Genomic DNA, 17289 nt, shown 5'->3' on the forward strand with positions numbered 1-17289 from the left:
TCAAAGTTTATGCGCATTATTTATATATTTATACGGACTTATTAAACCCTTCGTCGCCGATGATGACATTTCATGTCACGGCCGTTTTTCCAGTACCTTATCTTTGTCATGTTATCGATAACCAACCAGTTAACCGTCAATAGCTTTCGGAGCATTTCCATTGGCATATTGGCACATTGTCAAATTAAAAAATTATTCCCCATGGCTTTAAGTTTTCACTTAGTAAAACGTCCCGACATGCGCAAAGACGCTGCCGAAGGTTCCAAATTATTTTATGCACAGGTCCGTTCATTGAAGAAACTCGATTTCAACAAGCTCTGCGATCTGATCGCTGTTCGAAGCACCGCTTTTATCGGTGATGTGATGCTTGTCATCGAAGGTCTTCTTTCCGTCATGGAAGAACGCCTGGAAGAAGGCGATGTGATCCAGATGGGCCGCCTGGGTAACTTCCGTATGGTTGCCGGCAGCAAGGGTATTGAGAACGAAAAGGACTTCAATGTCTCCCTCTTCAACAAGGCTCGTATCGTCTTCTCACCGGGCACCATGCTCAATGAGATCCGCAAGAATGCCAAATATGAAAAGATGGATATCGAAACGGTCACTCCGCCTACAGGAGGTGGTTCGGACCGTCCGGAAATCGAGTAGTAACGTATCAATTATCCGTTATGTTAAAACAGGAATTTATCAAACAATATCTTTTCCCCGCTCAAAAGGCGGGGGAATGTTTCGGAATCAATCCGGTTGTTATCCTAGCCCAATCGGCCATCGAAACAGGGTGGGGGGAAAGTACCCTGGCAAAGGAGCATAACAACTTCTTCGGTATCACCGCTTACGGACGTCCCAATGCTTTCTGGAAAGGCAAAAAGACTGATCTTTCTGAAAACGGTGGCCATGCTTCCCTCTGGTTCCGCACTTACGAATCAGCGAAAGACAGTTTTATGGATTTCGCCCGTCTGATCCACACTGCTTATCCGGTGGCCGCCTCGCTCAGTGCCCATCCTTCGGCCTATGCCAAAGAGATCGCTTACAGTAAATACATCAGCGAAGTGAATGGCGACAACCGTGCTGCCTATCAAAGGATGTTGGTGTCGATTTGCCGGACGATCGAAAGGATAATTATCAATTCATAATTTTCAATTAACATGAAGTACCTTGAAACAATCCTTGCCTTTCTCACTAGCCTTGCCCGGATCATCTTTCCCCGCAAGCAAAAACCGGCAACCGGTGACTGTCCTTGTCCCCATCCCTATCCTCGTCCTGTTCCTGATGGCGATCACCCTGCTGTCTCTCCTGATGGAGCAGACGGAAGTGACGCTAACAGCGATCGGAGCGATACTCTCGTTCTCCACCAGGGCGACTGGGGAACCAAACAACGTGTTGAACCCATAGACATTGCCGGTTACAGCCTGATGGCTGCGGGACTGATCGGGGGGTTGTACAAATTATTTACTGCATAAGCGCTGCTAAAGCGTCATCACTTATGTAAAAAGTCTGTTATCTTCTTTGGTATGGAAGGGTGATAACAGGCTTTTCCAGTTATTTTAAAGTAATCTTTAGTCATAAATTATTTATGACTACTACATCACTTTCTTTACAAAGGCTCAATCCGATTTATACTTCTTAAATACATGAAAATCATAATTTTGACGCCATCTCTTTTGCTTCCAGTATATTATCTTCTATAGAACAATAAGTCCAACTGCCATATCGTCCTATGGAATAGACATCTTTTTCTTTCAATATACTCTTATAATGTGAGATGGCCTCTTGGCTTTCCTTGCTAATATGTACATAAGCTGGCTTCATTAAGACGGTTTCATAATCAACCAACTTTTGTGTTGTCACCACCCCAATCCTCTTTAAATCATTCATCACACGATCTAAATATAAGCCTTCTTTGTATAAAATCTCGTTTTCCGGAAAGCCTATTTCAACATATAAAGACATTTTATCTGTTCCCAATATATTGTCGTAATAACCCAAACGATAAAAAATATAATCCTTTTCGGGAACATACACCCAACTATTCTTCTGATCATCGCCTTTAGAATCAAAACCTAAGTTAAATACCAAAACCTTGTTACATGAAAAAATATTGGATTCATACCCCAAGTGGCATTGGTCTAACAAAGAGGGTAATGGTTGAGTAGATATCAGTCGATCATACTTTATCTTCCGTTTATTAGTTGTCGCTACTTTTTCCTCTATATTTATTTCTAATAGCTCTTCATTCAAGCAAACTTTTGTACTATCTACATTTTTCAGCAGAGACCGAACATATTCCACCGCACCGCCTTTAGGATAAGTAAAAGAACTATTATAAGAGGAATTATCTTGCGAACGAAAGTTCAAGATAATATCTTCTTTATTCGCTTTTGGGAAAAAGCGTCCCATTGCATTCATATCTAATCTATCCAAATCACAAGCATACAATTTCTCATTATAAGGGATCAAGAACTTTTCAGCAATTGATTTACCCAAATTAGCATAAACCATTTCTTTGAAAGACTGTATATTTTCATGATTTGCAGAAAATAAATCATAAAGACAATCTATTAAATCTTCTTTATCCAATTGATGAATGTTTTTCTGGAAAGGAAAATCTATATAATCACCTTTATAATAAATCTGTGTGTGTTTTTCCACTTTCAACAAAGAAGAAGGAGATAGATTTCGGCAAACATATTCTTCGATATCCGGATGTTGGAAATGAAAGAAATGTCCCGAATAATCCCACACATATCCATTTCGTTTAATTGTACGGCAATATCCTCCCGCTTCGTTTTCTTTTTCTATCAATAAAAAATCATTCTTTGTAAAATTGGCATAACTGATACCTGATATACCTGCACCTACAATTAAATCCATCATCAACTATATTTAAAAACGCTCCTTATAGCCCAATTTATAAAATAATAAATACTTCTTAATAGTCCCAGCTTCTCCACTTGATAATAAATCAGAAATTGAGGCTTGATCAGTTTTTTTCTATTACGCGTAACGCTAGTGGAAACCAAACGATAAGATGCCAAGATTTTCGGATTACCATAAACATAGTCTACCTTGTCCTTCAATATCTCTAACCAAAAGGCATAATCATCACGTAGACTTTTCAGTTCTTCCCTAAAATAGTGTTCACTTACTACCTCACGATCATATATTGTAGTGAGGCAAGAAATAGGATTAGATTTCAGTATATCCCAATAATTTACTTTCTCTGGAACAATAAAAGGTTGCAATACTTGTATCCCTTGTTCGTTAATTCGGTGATAAGAAGCGGTGACTAATGCTGCACTTTTTTCTTTCATGAAATTCAATTGGGATTCTAAAAAATCAGAAGACCAAATATCATCCGAATCCAAGAAAGTGATGTATCTCCCCTGCGCTTCATGCAATGCTATATTTCTTGCACCGGACGAACCTTTGTTCACAGGAGAAGCTATTAATTTAATGCGCTTCTCTTTCTCCACATATTTCCTTACTTCTGCGATACCAGCACCGTCATCTGGAGAACAATCATCCACGATAATCATCTCCCAATTCGCATAAGTTTGCTTCAAGACTGATTCTATCGTATCTCCAACAAACTTAGCCCCTTTATACATAGGGGTAATGATTGATACCAATCCTCTTTCCATATCATATTTTAATAAAATTTCTGCTAATTCTAACGCATTAGTAATCACCTAATGCATATCATAATTATTTATATTCCGCCAATCGATCACTTAAAATTACTTTATCCTACCCATCTGTCCATCTTGTACAGAGCACATAATTGACTATTTATTCATCATTCACAGGATAGATAGTTTTATCTTTTGACACCCGAAGTGATATTTCGAGAAAGCAGAAAGGTTCTATATAAAGTCTATATCTATATTGTAATTTGTTAGAATATGCTCCCTAATTTTCTCTTTGTCTCTGCCACACGCTTTCCGTATCTCTAAAATCTTGGCATCTACCAACATCCGATACCACCATGAATACATAAAATGGAACAGAAAGCCGATTTTACCGTCCTTGAATCCACCGTGCAAGATGTAACGGTAGCAAAAAAACGCAAAAGCTCTCCAAAACAGAGGCAGACAAACGTATTTGTGTTTTTTCATGCGTTTGAAATAAGCCTGCTTACCAATATATTTGTCTTTGTCCATTCTCCTTGTACCAGTAAGATTTATCTCAATGTCTAAAAGATCAATAGCTTCACGTATAGCATAATTGACCTGTTTGTGGAGCGTCCACGAAAGGTCATTCAGATTTTTGTCCACCATGTCATATTTAAATTCTACAGCATATCCTTCCAATAATTGTATATGTTCATCCATCAGCCGTTGCTCACATATTCCTTTGCCGGAACGAAACAAGCGGAGTAGTTTCGTAGGATATATACCTCCTTTTATCCATTTTTCCATGAAAATATAGCGACGGTTAAACAGAACTCCTGTTATGTCTGGAGTCAATGACGGTAACTTCTCATACAATTCTTGTATTAATTCTGGTAAGAGATATTCATCCGCGTCAAGTCGCAATACCCATTGAGTTGTTATATCGGAATGCTCCAATCCCCAGTTGAACTGCTTGGCATAGTTATTTTCCCACTTATTTTGTAAGATATGCACATTGTGGTATTCCCTTGCTATTTCAAGCGTGCGATCGGTAGAAAAACTGTCTATGATAAATACCTCTTTCGCAAAAGAGATAACATTTTCAATGCAACGACGAATATGTTTTTCCTCGTTATAAGTCAATATGATTACTGAAATGTCAAGCATAATAATAAACCATTAAAAAACATTCGCTATAAATTAGGATCTATAATTCCACTACAATATTCTTTAAGTATAGGTATTCCATATACCATTGATAGTTCTGGTATATGTATCTGATACGTTCTGATATCCGGATTTATAACTCGGGTGGTATAGAGCACGGAAGAGAAAAATGAATATAACGTAAAAGAGGTTTGGGGAGCCAAGAATTCCAAGGTGATACCCAACTGACCGAGATCAAGGATTGGACAGTCTATTCGTTCTTCGTCAAGAGCGAAAGCGTGAGGTAAATAGCAATCTATGTCATACTTTTTAATGATCCTGTTCACTAGTTCATTATATTCCCCTATGGAAATATACCCAAATCGATATAGGCATTGCCCTACAAATATTTTTTTACCTTCGATTTTCGATAGTATGTTTTCTCCTATGGGTTGGATTGTCATCGGTTTTAATATGGCTCGTACTCCTCCATAAAATCTAGCCATATCTGGAATCAATAAATAAGTGCGGTAAATGCGTTCAATAAGTTTGCGTTGATTTATACCCAACACCCACTGGACCACAGACTTCATCCGACTGTCAGAAGGACGAAAATCAGAATAATTCATCAAACCATCTTCCAGCAAAAAGATATACCGACATCTGGATATATTTATCAAATATTGATTTGCAACCAGTACGATATTTGATAAGATGACTGCCTCGCATTCTAGTGCATCTTTCCTAGCCCTTATTTCCCGAATAACATTAATTCCATTTATACGTCTTTTTGGAGAATCAAATACGATTATATCATCGAATAGTTCTCTGAAAGGAATATATTTTTCAAATATATCATTTGCAAAAATAACTAAAACATGTCGATTAAATATTTTCCATTCAGGAGTGGAAATTGAATAGAAAATATCATTGAATTTTCTTGCCAAAACCAATAAAGTTCTTTCTCTCATTATAATTTAGTTTTCATATACACATTTTTGTCAATTCTCCTGCGGGCTATCAAGATAAATAGGAATGGGATCCATAAATATACGGTGGACAACATATTGTGTAAAGAACATGAAATTAGGGCAACAAGTATCAGTACAAATTCCAAATCCAACCGCACATGTTTCTTGATTTTCACCATCAGTAATATACAAAATACGAAAAAAAGTATTCCCCATTCATATATAAATTTTAATATATCGTTATGAGGTGAATAACTCGAATCACCTGTAAATTGCCTGATCACAGCAGTAGCGGTGTATGAGCCATGGGGTATCACCACATAATTATCTAATATTCCCATTCCTATTTGTAAATACAAGCTAGAGCGTGTATTTAAAGAAGCCTCGTTCTCATCTAAGCGGAATTTCTCGAGAATCTGTTCCGAGAACAGGGATAAATAAAGTAGGGAAATACCCAAGGCGACAAAAACCATTATTCTTGTCTTACGCTGAGTGTATAGTTGATATAGCCAATAGGGTAGTATAAATAACAAACTACGAGTCCCCGCTGCCCACATATAAATCAAAAAACTAACAATCAACGACACAAGTATCCCTAATCGCCTTTTTTCTTTCTTTTCCAACTCCCAAATAACAATGCTTACCATGGAAAAAATACAGGCCGAACTGGTAATACCATGAAATATCCCTAAATACCGAAATTCATCTCCTTCGTCTCCAGCATACATTATCGGATTAAAGATTCCCAAAACGGAAAGAAGACAGATAAACACACAAGCCAATCGTATGAAACGTATTTCTCTTTCCTTTACCGGAAAACAGCAACCAATATACACGGAACCAATCACATAGAAGATAAATGCACAATCGAGTACTACAAACAAAAAATTGGGGGATTGAAACAAAGAAAAGGTGAACACAACTAAACTGAATAGAAAAGAAACTCGATAAACATCAACGTTTCGAACCAGCCATAGATACACACTTGCCATGAATAAAAGCACATAACCATTATAATCCGACAACCCTTTGGGTAAAAGGGCAAAAATAAATAGGACAAAAAAATAGACGATGGATAAAACACCAACCTTACTTATCTTCATATGGGCTTACTTTGATAACGGATGAACTGACTAACAGACAAGAATACGGCTTTCATCGAACGCTTACCTTATATTTCACAAAGAGAGTTAGTTTCTAAACTAGAAGAGAATTTCTATCAGAAATTATTCTCACACCTTCCTTGATTGAGTTCCTTAGATTTTTATAATTAATAAAAAGATATATACCTACTCCAATCAAAATAACATGCCACTGGTTAATAACAAAAGCATAAATCAAAACAAGTACACAAGAAAACCATTTTTTCAGTGCAAATATTTCCTTCAATACATCAGTTATCGCATGACTCTTATTCATGGTTGCTAAAGATTCTCGAGTTGTCATGAATGTATAAAACAAAGAACTAATAGGAACAACCAATGACAAAGCATATAATGAATTAAAATATTCACCACATAAGATTCCTAAAACAAATGTCACCCCAACAGATTCGAACCCAAAAACAACTAGCTTGAATTCTTTCTTTTTTGATAGCAGATAAGCTGAATGCCCAGTAGTAGAACTCATAATCATCTGCCCCAAAATAAGAATAGGGAATATAATAGTGACATCATTTCTATATTGAGGTAACAAATAAGATAAAACAATTGCAACAAATATAGACAACAAAGACACCAAATCTATAAATAGAATATAAATACTTCTTATTCTACTTATCAACTCATAAACCTTATCTTCATCACAACTATAGAGTCTGTTCAAAATTTTAGGATAGAATATGAACAAAAATGCTCCACAAGCCATAATTACACCATGAATCAAGGTATTAACAAATGAGTAACATCCAAATTCTTCTAATGAAAAATAAAAACTTACTAAAGATGATGCAACTAACGTAAGAAGATAAAAACTCAAATTATAAAGTAATAGAGTAATACCCCTCCGTAGCAAAACAGATGCAATCGATCGATCAATTTGAAAGGAAGGAGGATTGGGCAAATCCACTCTAAAAATGATCAATGCTATCACATTACTTACCAAATAAGAAATAACAATATGTCTAACAGTAAGTTGATCCCACAAAATTAACACTAATATAAGTAGTGCAAAATGAGGAAGAAACTGTTGGATATTCAATTTAATCAGCTTTCCCAGTAGCCTATAATATGTTATATAAATTCGAGACAGATTAATTACAATACATGTCATTAGCAATAGCATACTATATGAATCGAACTCATAGTGACTAAATAGCGAAACTACTGAAATTAACAAAGCAAACACAATGAACAGAAAAGTATTTATCAATAAATTCAATGTCCATGACGTATTCCATATTTTACATCTATCACCGTTTTTACTTACCGCATATTCTGTATTTAAAGACTCACTAATTCCTAGATTTGAATACGACATATATTGCATAATCAAAAAGACAAAACTATATATACCATATTTGATATCACCTAGAGCTTTTGCCAATAATATGGAATTCAAGAATTGAACTATATACGTTCCATATCGAAAGATTACATATACAGATGAAGGAGAACGTAACAGAGCTAATATATTATATCTAGTACTCATTGCAGAACTTTACTGTCTCACCAAATTAAGAACTTGGTCAACAAACTTATATTTGCTACTATGGCATCTGTAAAGGTATTGTGCCATAACATTTTTCTCATACAACGATTTATTTTCATTTCAGGGATAAGAGTTTGACAGAGGAAATAAATCGAAAATAGAAAAATCACTTTATCTACAGTCTTATAATTTATCTATACACTTCCGAGTAATTAGTACCTTGGCTAAATCTAAGTCTAAAGCACTATCTATGTCTACAGAGTCTTCTGCAGACATTATGTATGCAATACTCCTTGCTCCAAAGAAATGCCTATGTTGAAGATATTCCAAGGGTTTTCCAATAAAAATGGCTCCATTGGGGGAATAATCCTTGAACCCTTGACGACGATAGGTTGAGAAATCTGTATCAAAATATCTTAAGCTGCCGTCCTCTCCAATTGGGTTTACCAACACTTTTGTATGCTCCGACTCTTTCATTGACACAAGGAAATCGAACTCCTTAATACGTGATTCAAAAAGCCAAGCTGCTTCTTTTACATGTTGCGCATTACGTAAAGGCGAAGTCGGTTGAAGTAATGTGAAGTAATCATACTCCTCATCCAATCTATTGAAAAGATCCATAAGCACATCGAAAGTGGTAGCTTCATCATTACTTTGTGCTTCTCCCCTCATAATTACGTCTGCACCATATTGACGTGAGATGTCAGCATAATACTCTGAATCTGTAGAAACAAGAATTTTATTGAAAATTCCAGACAGAAGTGCGGCTTCAATACTATAAACAATAAGAGGTTTACCACAAAGGTCCGTTATATTCTTATCTTTTAATCCCTTGGATCCACATCTGGCAGGGATAATTGCTAATCGTCTCATGTTTCTCAAAATTTGATATCGTAAAACTTCTTATAACAAAGTTTATCAACATCCAAAAGAATCCGTTTTGTGATGTTATAATAGCCATCAGATGTATTTGGCTTGTAATAAGGTGTATCAGTAACAGGTTCATCCTTGTGATTAATCGTATAATCAATCGCTCTTCTTATTTCAATTTCATCACAACGAACATCAAGTATGCTTTTACTCTTTACCCGACCTGTCTGACGATCTCCTATGTTTATGGTATAACTTCCTAGAGAGGGTACCTCTATGATGCCAGAGCTACTATTACCAATAAGAGCAATGGATTGCTTTACAACATGATGATACCCATCTGGATGAAGGTTGCTATAAAAACGGCAAGTGTCATGTTTCTCACAAAATTCATAAATATGGCGTGTGATCTGATCACTATAAGTATCTGCATTACTACCTATAAACACAAAATTGTAGTCAATAGTATAAAATTCGACAGCATTCAATATTTCCTCTATTTGGTCAGCTGGAGAGATTACATTAAGCGTCTCTGGATGGAAAAGGACTGTGAAACCATTGTTGAAATCACGAAGTTCCTCCGGAACATTGTTTATATCAATGTTCAAGCAATTCTCGGCACCAAGAGCTCCAAGATAAAATACGGTTTCAGGTCTTTCTCCTAATTGAATAACACGATGACGGTATTCTTCTGTACTAGTAATATGATATGCGCTCATCTTAGTAATGCTATGACGGATAAACTCATCATAATTGGAAAGAGTTATCTCACCTCCATGTAGATGTAATATAGGGATACGTTGCATAGCTGCAGCTATAGTAAGCGCATAAATTTCGTAACGATCACCAAGTATAATAAGCAGGTCATAACGATTATTCTGAAAATAAAGACCAAAATCTCCAAGGACAGTTGCCATAGTGCTAATCGTATCTGAAAATGCGGTCATATTGTTGCTTACCCTACATATATGTTCTATATTAAAACCGTCTTGTTCAACAATCCTTATTGCATTCCCAAAATTATCATCAAGTAGAGCGCCTGTAGCCAATACCGAAAATTCAATCTCTGGATCAATATTGAGTTTGCTAATATAGTTACGAACAATTCCGTAATCAGCACGAGAACCTGCCGCAAAAGCGACTTTATACCTTTTCATTCTTTTATAGTTATTACTTTTTCTACAATATCTTTCAACTTCACGTATCCCTTATCCGAGAAGTGCAATCCATCCTTTGTGTATTCGGATCTTAAATCTCTGAATTCATCATCTAGATCACACACATTAATGAAGACGACTCTCGACCGGAAACTGTCAAACAGTTTTTCATTTAGTTCTGTTATTCTTTTATTATTTTTATCCAAGTGTCCATTAACATGAGCACATGAAAGAAAATAAATCTTAGCGCGAGGTTGGCGCATCTCTATGTAATCGAAAGTATGAGAAATACTTTCGATTATCTCCTTGTCAGAATGATCGGTCACGATGTCGTTAGTACCATGCATAACAAGATAAACTTCGGCATTACATTGGAGTATATTCTCTGCAAGAATATACTCCTCATACTCAAAAGATGATATTCCACGAATACCACAATTCTGAACATTATATCCCGCTATTTCTTGAATATCCCAATTATCGATTTGGGAGTGTCCTATAAGGCAGATAGTATTACTATCATTGCGATAAAAAGTATTGTTTTGCTATAGTAAATAGTTTTTTATGCATAGTTATATCTTTAAATAATTATTACTGAAAAAGTTCCACATCTCATTTCATATCCTATAATTGAAATTTACAAATTGTATAGAACTCCAATGAACTAATTTACGTTTATTACTTTATCTTTCTATCAGTTCATCCTCTTCAAAATCGCGAACAGCTATTGTACCAAGCACATTGTACCATTCCATAGGACTTATACCATTCCCCGGACGTTTACACGTTATATTCTGCTCTGTGAAAATTTCCCCCCTCTTGATTATTTTACGAGCAACAATAGACTTACGGGCTATATTTATGTTTCGTTTTTCTGATTCAGTTACCCTTTTCCCCCCAGTTCCTGCCATAATCTCAATCCTACGAACATTCTCACAAAGAGCTTTAAGTTCTTCCGGTGTCGCTGAAGCTTTATGATCAGGTCCCGGAAGATTCCTGTCTAAAGTAAAATGCTTCTCAATAAGAACAATATTTTTCATACAAGCGCCAATAGCTGCAAGATAACCAACGGAATGATCAGAGAATCCTATCTCTATCCCCGGTAATTCTTCATGAAGCGTGTCAATGCCACTGAGATTTACGTCTTCATCAGGAGTGGGATACTCCGTATTGCAATGAAGCACCACAAGGTTTTTAGGATCTTCATACTTACATATAACATCAACAGCTCGATGTACTTCCTTCATAGTACACATACCCGTAGAAAGAATGATCTTCTTTCCTTGAATCTTGTATTTAGCTATACGTTCTAAAAAAGGAAGATTTGTTACTTCTCCTGAAGGTATTTTCCAGATAGCCTGTCCACTTTTCTCCAAAAAGTCTATAGAATCCATATCAAAAGGAGTCGAGAAAACATCAAGACCAATACTTATGGCATAATCACGAAGTTTTATAAACTCATCATATGGCAGTTCTAGTTTACGAGTCATTTCCAATTGATTTTCATCACTACCAGTAGTCTTTTTCTGATAATCAGCCTTAGGGGCATACTTGGAGATAAGTTCTGCCGCTTTAAATGTTTGGAATTTGACCGCATCAACACCGCATGCTTTAGCTTTCTCTATCATTACCTTAGCGCAAACAGGATCACCACAATGGTTACATCCTATTTCTGCAATTATATAAATGTGTTTCATTTTTCGATCAATTATATTTGTGACTTTTAGATTCGATTTCTTTTGCGGGACAGCCAACGACAGTCGTATGAGGCCTTACATCCTTAATGACAACAGCACCAGATCCAACAAGTCCCCATTCACCAATAGTGAGTTGTCCATTGCAGACAACGCCAGATCCGATAAAACTACCTTCTTCACAGACAACATCACCATTTAATGTACAATTAGTTGAAATATTGACGTGATTCTCAATTCTACAACCATGCTCCAAAAGAGCCCGTGTATTGATAACGCAATTATCTCCAACGGAGGCTCCGTGATTTACAATAGCCAACTTGCCAATGAAACTGCCTTCACCTATGGTCGAATACTGAGATACAATAGCTGATTTATCAATCACATTAATAAGGGACAGTTGCCGCTCCTTTAATTTGTTAAACCAGACTTTTCGTTTTCGATTATTTCCTATAGCAACGAAATACACACAATCTTCGGGCTTATTCACACAATCTATAGTATTCCCTATAATCGGATATCCAAGATGTTCCGATCCTATACGTTTTATATCATCTATAAATCCAATCATTCGGAAATTCATGTAGTCTACAGAATCAAGCACAGATTTCGCATAACCTCCAGCTCCAATTATTATTAGATTTTTCATATGCAAGCAATGATTCCAGACTCGTTATGAGTCCAATTTAACTTTATTGTTTAATAACTTATTCACTCTCGTATGTACTTAATTTAGGATGTACCCTTTGAAGGGGCACATAAGTGTGCCCTAAACTGAATTTTGTTGATTAATTAGTATTAAATTTAACATCAGCTTGTAGCCAAAGTAATTTTTTTAGGAACCATGTTAACATAATCCCTGCACCTGTTAAAGATATTTTTGAAAAAAGTTCCGATGAAGTTCCAAAAAGAACTGCCATGAAGCTTCACTGTCTCAATCACACTGTGGTAAGTCGGAGTAAATCCGGCATCATCACAACTACGTTCTCTAGCAAAGAATACCTTTAATATGTTGGAAAGGCGTTTAATTCACTGCGAAGATCGATCTTTTAAGCAATAGCCTATTTTTTATTATGGGTGAACAATCAGGCTTTCAAGTTTGGTTAATAATTTGCGTGTGGGTTCCAACAAGGGCAACACATCCTCACACTCAAAATCAAAAAAATCGTTATAATCTCCGGTAATGCGGTATTGCAACAAACGAGAATATAATCGACCTTCATCTTTCGTCAATAGGCCTTTAGAAACATAATTCAATCCTAATTGACCGACTACCCCGTTATGGGTTTGCGCCTTGAGTCCAGTGCTGAGCAACAATGCGGAAGCCATATAAAAACAAGCGTAATACATTCGTTGGACAGCCAAGTTCCAATGTTCCGTAGCAATCATATCTTCTACTTCTCGCAAGGTTGCGTGCGCCTTCTCTTTACGATAAGCGACAACTGCTGTTATATCTTCTGTACTTAAGCTCATAGTAATCGTATTCCCTCATCTTTTACGTTGTGAACAAAGGGGGAGAAGTGGTATTTCATCCAATCTTTCAAGGTGTAAAGTACCGGGCTGACGCACTCGTTTAACGACCAGCCTAGCTCCACCAAAGGATAAGATACATTGTCATAATCCTCCGCCTCGATTTTCGGTTTGTCCAACAAGATCAATATATCCCAATCCGAATCCGGACGTGCTTCGTTTCTTGCTTGCGAGCCATACAAAAAAGCATGCCCTCCAGTCGGTACGACCTTACGCAAGGTCTCTTTTATTCGATTTAACACATCCGTTCTCATAAATTTTATGGCATTATATTTTTTCACTTGACGCAAAGATAAATAATGTATACCAAACTTGCGCATAAATGTCCACCTAATTTCATTCAACATAACCTTTTCGGTTTTTCTACTATCCGAACTAATTTCTGGTGGCTTAAATTCTTTTCTTCAGTTTTTGCTTCCTGTCCCTAATCCGATCAAACCACAAATTCAACCCAACCCAAACAACAATATCCATTATAAACAAAACATTGTTATTTACATAGGATATTAATGTCATATTGATGACACTGAAAGATAATGCCATCGCCAATATGCTGATCATTGCTTTGCGCGGACTGAAGCCCATATCCAAAAATTTATGATGTATATGGTTTCTGTCTGCATTGAATAACCCTTTATGATTTCGGGCACGTACCAATATGACCCGGAACACATCGAATATGGGAACAATCAATGTTGAAAAGGCAACGACGATGGCTCCTTCGGTATAAGGAGCTCTTTCGGAATTGTTGTTGGTATAAGCGATAGCTAAAAAGGCAAGTATATAACCTAATGTCAGGCTACCGGTATCACCCATGAATATTTTTTTGCAACGGTCGGCCTGTCCGAATACATTATAATAGAAGAAAGGAAGTAACACCCCCAATGTAGAAAAAGCAAACATGGCATAGACCCATTGTTCGTAATAGATGTACAGGCTACCGAGTGCGAGCAACGATATGCTACTTAGTCCTGATGCCAGACCGTCAATACCGTCTATCAGATTAATGGCATTGACAATGAATACGGTTAGGAAGATAGTGAAGGGGATACCTAGCCAGGGTGTAAGTTCGTGGATACCGAAAAGGCCGTACAGGTTGTTGATCCACAAACCTGACAGAGGAATGAAGCAGGCGACTATGGTCTGTATGATGAATTTGCTTCGATAGCGTAGTCCTACCAAATCGTCTTTTATACCTGATAAATACAATAACATCAGACCACAGACCATGAAGTAAAATTCGGGAATTATGAAATTAAGCTTGTCAATGGCTATTTCAAGTCCGACAATATACCTTAATCCGGTGACAAAGGCTAACGAAAACAGGATGGTGGGAACAAATGAAACACCACCCAATCGGGGAATTATTCCACTATGGACTTTTCGTTCATCAGGTATATCGAACAGTTTTTTTCGGTGTGCAACTACCAGAATACGCGGAATAATAAGCCTTGAAAGGATTATTGATATGAATAACGATAAAGTAATAAGTAGGTAAGCCATTACATTAATACTAGTTATTGGACACGACAAAGTTCGTCAGTCACATGTGTGTGCTAACGAAAAATGACTAGAAAAAACGATCGTTTTTTCTAGTCATCATTATGTGTTTTTTAACCTTATGTTAAAAAATATTTAATACTTTGAAAATCAATTTTTATAAAAAATATATGTCTTGTGGATATAAAAATAATTCATACCTTTGCACAGACTAAAATAAACGATCGATTATTTTAGTCATTTGTTTTTATTGTAATATATTGATAGCTATTTATTTATATTCTATATTTCGATTTGTTTTATAGCTGGTTTTGTTTAAATCTTTTATCTTATATAATGATATAAAAAATACAATAACTATGTAAAAGTAAAGAATGTTGGAATGGGCTTTTATAAAGTTTTATGCTTGATAAGTAGCTGGGAAACAGGATGTGTTGAAAATTAGGGTAAATTAAAACCAATAAGGGAAAATAGTTGTATCGTTTGGCTGTGCGGGCAGATATATTATGCTTATATTTATCCCCTGTTTGTAAAATCTATTTACTTAATAAGGCAAAGATATGTCACGGGAGAAAATATTGATAAGAACATCATGGATAAGCACGATTGGTAACGCTGTACTTTCCGTATCGAAAATTATTGTAGGTTTATTGGCTGGCAGTTTAGCCGTATTGGGGGACGGTATCGATTCGGCGACAGATGTAATTATTTCTGTTGTGATGATTTTTACGGCGCGGATTATGAGCCGGCCACCTTCTAAAAAGTATGTGTTCGGCTATGAAAAAGCGGAGAGTATTGCAACGAAGATTCTGTCGCTCGTGATATTTTATGCCGGTATGCAGATGCTGTTGTCGTCTGTGGAAAGTATTTTTTCGGACGAGGTAAAAGAGATACCGTCTGCTATTGCTATATATGTTACTGTCTTTTCTATTGCCGGCAAGCTCCTGCTGGCGTTGTATCAGTATAAGCAAGGAAAGAAAATCAATAGTTCCATGCTGACGGCAAATGCTATCAATATGCGTAATGATGTTATTATTTCATCCGGGGTTTTATTGGGGTTGATATTTACTTTTATATTTAAACTGCCGATACTCGATTCAATTACCGGGTTAATAATAAGTCTCTTCATTATAAAATCATCTGTCGGCATCTTCATGGATTCGAATGTGGAGCTGATGGACGGCGTGAAAGATGTCAATATATATAATAAGATATTCGAAGCCGTGGAGAAAGTGCCCGGTGCAGGTAATCCTCACCGGGTTAGGTCGAGGATGATAGGAAACCTGTATAATATCACCCTTGATATAGAAGTCGACCCCCAGATGACTCTTATGCAAGCTCATGAAATAGCCGATGCAGTAGAGAAAAGTATCGAAAACTCGATAGATAATGTATATGATATTCTAGTCCATGTGGAACCTGCCGGGAAATGTCAGACGGATGAGAAGTTTGGTATCGACAAGGGGATGGTAGAATAATCTGTCGACGTGTGTTACTATCCCAATGGTAATCCGTAATTTGGGTATAAATATCTGTAATCCATCTACAGTCTGGTTGTCACTGTTTCCTTATTTTTGCAGCATCGAAAGGAAGATGATAAAATACCATTAAATAAGGAAGCGTATGAAAAATAATTCAGTAATTATCCTGATTTGCATGGCACTCTTTGCAGTGAATGTGTGCAACAGTAAAAACAATAACGGAAATAATCAAACAGTAGAAACAATGGAAGATAAAACTCAGGTAAAAGAACCGGTATTGGGACTGGGCAATCCTATTACTGCTAACTTCAGCGGCGATGCCTGGCTGAAGATGCTTTCCACACAACCGGAATATGATTGTAACATTTATAATGTAACTTTCGCTCCCGGCACCCGCAACAACTGGCATTCCCACGCAGTAGGACAAATCCTGCTTTGTACTGAAGGAGTCGGCTATTACCAGGAAAGAGGCAAACCGGCCCAACGCCTGCAACCGGGCGATGTGGTAAATATTCCGGCCAATACTGTCCACTGGCATGGTGCTGCACCCGACAGCCGTTTTACACATATCGGAATCACTCCGAAGGTAAGCGAAAACAGCGCGGAATGGCTTGGGGAAGTGACTGATGAGGAATATACGGAGGCTGTAAAATAGTTGAAGTTTGACTGATATAACAAAAATC

19 protein-coding genes are annotated in these 17289 nt (G+C 36.7%); 5 read left to right on the top strand and 14 right to left on the bottom strand.

Annotated elements, in window-relative coordinates; all coding sequences use genetic code 11:
* Positions 1 to 201 precede the first annotated feature (201 nt).
* The 3 genes from DWW91_RS10395 to DWW91_RS10405 are packed head-to-tail and all read left to right on the top strand — an operon-like array spanning position 202 to position 1457.
* Positions 202 to 645 carry an HU family DNA-binding protein gene (locus DWW91_RS10395; protein WP_010803308.1) on the top strand — a complete coding sequence of 148 codons (444 nt, stop codon included), beginning with the start codon at positions 202 to 204 and terminating at the stop codon, positions 643 to 645.
* 20 nt (positions 646 to 665) lie between these two features.
* A complete protein-coding gene (locus DWW91_RS10400; RefSeq protein WP_122327636.1) occupies positions 666 to 1130 on the top strand; it encodes a glucosaminidase domain-containing protein in 465 nt (154 codons plus the stop codon).
* A 12-nt stretch (positions 1131 to 1142) separates the two neighbouring features.
* Positions 1143 to 1457, top strand: coding sequence for a hypothetical protein (locus DWW91_RS10405; protein WP_122327637.1), 315 nt, complete (start codon positions 1143 to 1145; stop codon positions 1455 to 1457).
* 178 nt (positions 1458 to 1635) lie between these two features.
* On the opposite strand, the gene DWW91_RS10410 is transcribed toward DWW91_RS10405, so the two are convergent.
* The 14 genes from DWW91_RS10410 to DWW91_RS10480 form a co-directional block, all read right to left on the bottom strand.
* Positions 1636 to 2868, bottom strand: a complete 1233-nt coding sequence (locus DWW91_RS10410) for an NAD(P)/FAD-dependent oxidoreductase (RefSeq protein WP_122327638.1) — start codon at positions 2866 to 2868, stop codon at positions 1636 to 1638.
* 2 nt (positions 2869 to 2870) lie between these two features.
* Positions 2871 to 3638 (bottom strand): glycosyltransferase family 2 protein, encoded by a 768-nt coding sequence (locus tag DWW91_RS10415; RefSeq protein ID WP_122327858.1) that lies wholly within the window; start codon positions 3636 to 3638, stop codon positions 2871 to 2873.
* A gap of 222 nt (positions 3639 to 3860) precedes the next feature.
* Positions 3861 to 4775: a glycosyltransferase family 2 protein gene (locus DWW91_RS10420; RefSeq protein WP_122327639.1), complete on the bottom strand. Its 915-nt coding sequence runs from the start codon at positions 4773 to 4775 to the stop codon at positions 3861 to 3863.
* Between the two features lie 26 nt (positions 4776 to 4801).
* The gene (locus DWW91_RS10425; protein WP_122327640.1) at positions 4802 to 5725 is read right to left on the bottom strand and encodes a hypothetical protein; all 924 of its coding nucleotides are present in this window, start codon (positions 5723 to 5725) and stop codon (positions 4802 to 4804) included.
* Entirely contained in the window at positions 5725 to 6828 is a 1104-nt protein-coding gene (locus tag DWW91_RS10430; protein ID WP_122327641.1) for a hypothetical protein, read from the bottom strand. The genes DWW91_RS10425 and DWW91_RS10430 overlap by 1 nt, the downstream gene beginning before the upstream one ends.
* A gap of 94 nt (positions 6829 to 6922) precedes the next feature.
* Entirely contained in the window at positions 6923 to 8374 is a 1452-nt protein-coding gene (locus tag DWW91_RS10435; RefSeq protein WP_122327642.1) for a lipopolysaccharide biosynthesis protein, read from the bottom strand.
* Between the two features lie 183 nt (positions 8375 to 8557).
* Positions 8558 to 9247: a cytidylyltransferase domain-containing protein gene (locus DWW91_RS10440; protein WP_122327643.1), complete on the bottom strand. Its 690-nt coding sequence runs from the start codon at positions 9245 to 9247 to the stop codon at positions 8558 to 8560.
* Between the two features lie 5 nt (positions 9248 to 9252).
* Positions 9253 to 10401 carry a UDP-N-acetylglucosamine 2-epimerase gene (gene neuC / locus DWW91_RS10445; RefSeq protein WP_122327644.1) on the bottom strand — a complete coding sequence of 383 codons (1149 nt, stop codon included), beginning with the start codon at positions 10399 to 10401 and terminating at the stop codon, positions 9253 to 9255.
* Entirely contained in the window at positions 10398 to 10910 is a 513-nt protein-coding gene (locus tag DWW91_RS28385; protein WP_122327645.1) for a GDSL-type esterase/lipase family protein, read from the bottom strand. Before DWW91_RS28385 ends, neuC begins: the two co-directional genes overlap by 4 nt.
* A gap of 174 nt (positions 10911 to 11084) precedes the next feature.
* Entirely contained in the window at positions 11085 to 12098 is a 1014-nt protein-coding gene (neuB, locus tag DWW91_RS10455) for an N-acetylneuraminate synthase (RefSeq protein ID WP_122327646.1), read from the bottom strand.
* 7 nt (positions 12099 to 12105) lie between these two features.
* Positions 12106 to 12744 (bottom strand): acetyltransferase, encoded by a 639-nt coding sequence (locus DWW91_RS10460; RefSeq protein WP_122327647.1) that lies wholly within the window; start codon positions 12742 to 12744, stop codon positions 12106 to 12108.
* A 422-nt stretch (positions 12745 to 13166) separates the two neighbouring features.
* Positions 13167 to 13568 carry a HEPN domain-containing protein gene (locus DWW91_RS10470; RefSeq protein ID WP_122327649.1) on the bottom strand — a complete coding sequence of 134 codons (402 nt, stop codon included), beginning with the start codon at positions 13566 to 13568 and terminating at the stop codon, positions 13167 to 13169.
* Positions 13565 to 13879 (bottom strand): nucleotidyltransferase domain-containing protein, encoded by a 315-nt coding sequence (locus tag DWW91_RS10475; RefSeq protein WP_122327859.1) that lies wholly within the window; start codon positions 13877 to 13879, stop codon positions 13565 to 13567. The genes DWW91_RS10470 and DWW91_RS10475 overlap by 4 nt, the downstream gene beginning before the upstream one ends.
* Before the next feature lie 136 nt (positions 13880 to 14015).
* Positions 14016 to 15128, bottom strand: coding sequence for an MraY family glycosyltransferase (locus DWW91_RS10480; protein ID WP_122327650.1), 1113 nt, complete (start codon positions 15126 to 15128; stop codon positions 14016 to 14018).
* Positions 15129 to 15685: 557 nt separating this feature from the next.
* Here DWW91_RS10480 and DWW91_RS10485 point away from each other — a divergent pair.
* Both DWW91_RS10485 and DWW91_RS10490 read left to right on the top strand, forming a co-directional pair.
* Complete coding sequence (locus DWW91_RS10485) at positions 15686 to 16603, top strand: cation diffusion facilitator family transporter (RefSeq protein WP_122327651.1); 918 nt, start codon at positions 15686 to 15688, stop codon at positions 16601 to 16603.
* Positions 16604 to 16748: 145 nt separating this feature from the next.
* Positions 16749 to 17261 (top strand): cupin domain-containing protein, encoded by a 513-nt coding sequence (locus tag DWW91_RS10490; RefSeq protein WP_122327652.1) that lies wholly within the window; start codon positions 16749 to 16751, stop codon positions 17259 to 17261.
* Positions 17262 to 17289 lie beyond the last annotated feature (28 nt).

Origin of the sequence: Parabacteroides sp. AF17-3 (assembly GCF_003635445.1) — a bacterium.
Taxonomy (GTDB): domain Bacteria; phylum Bacteroidota; class Bacteroidia; order Bacteroidales; family Tannerellaceae; genus Parabacteroides; species Parabacteroides goldsteinii.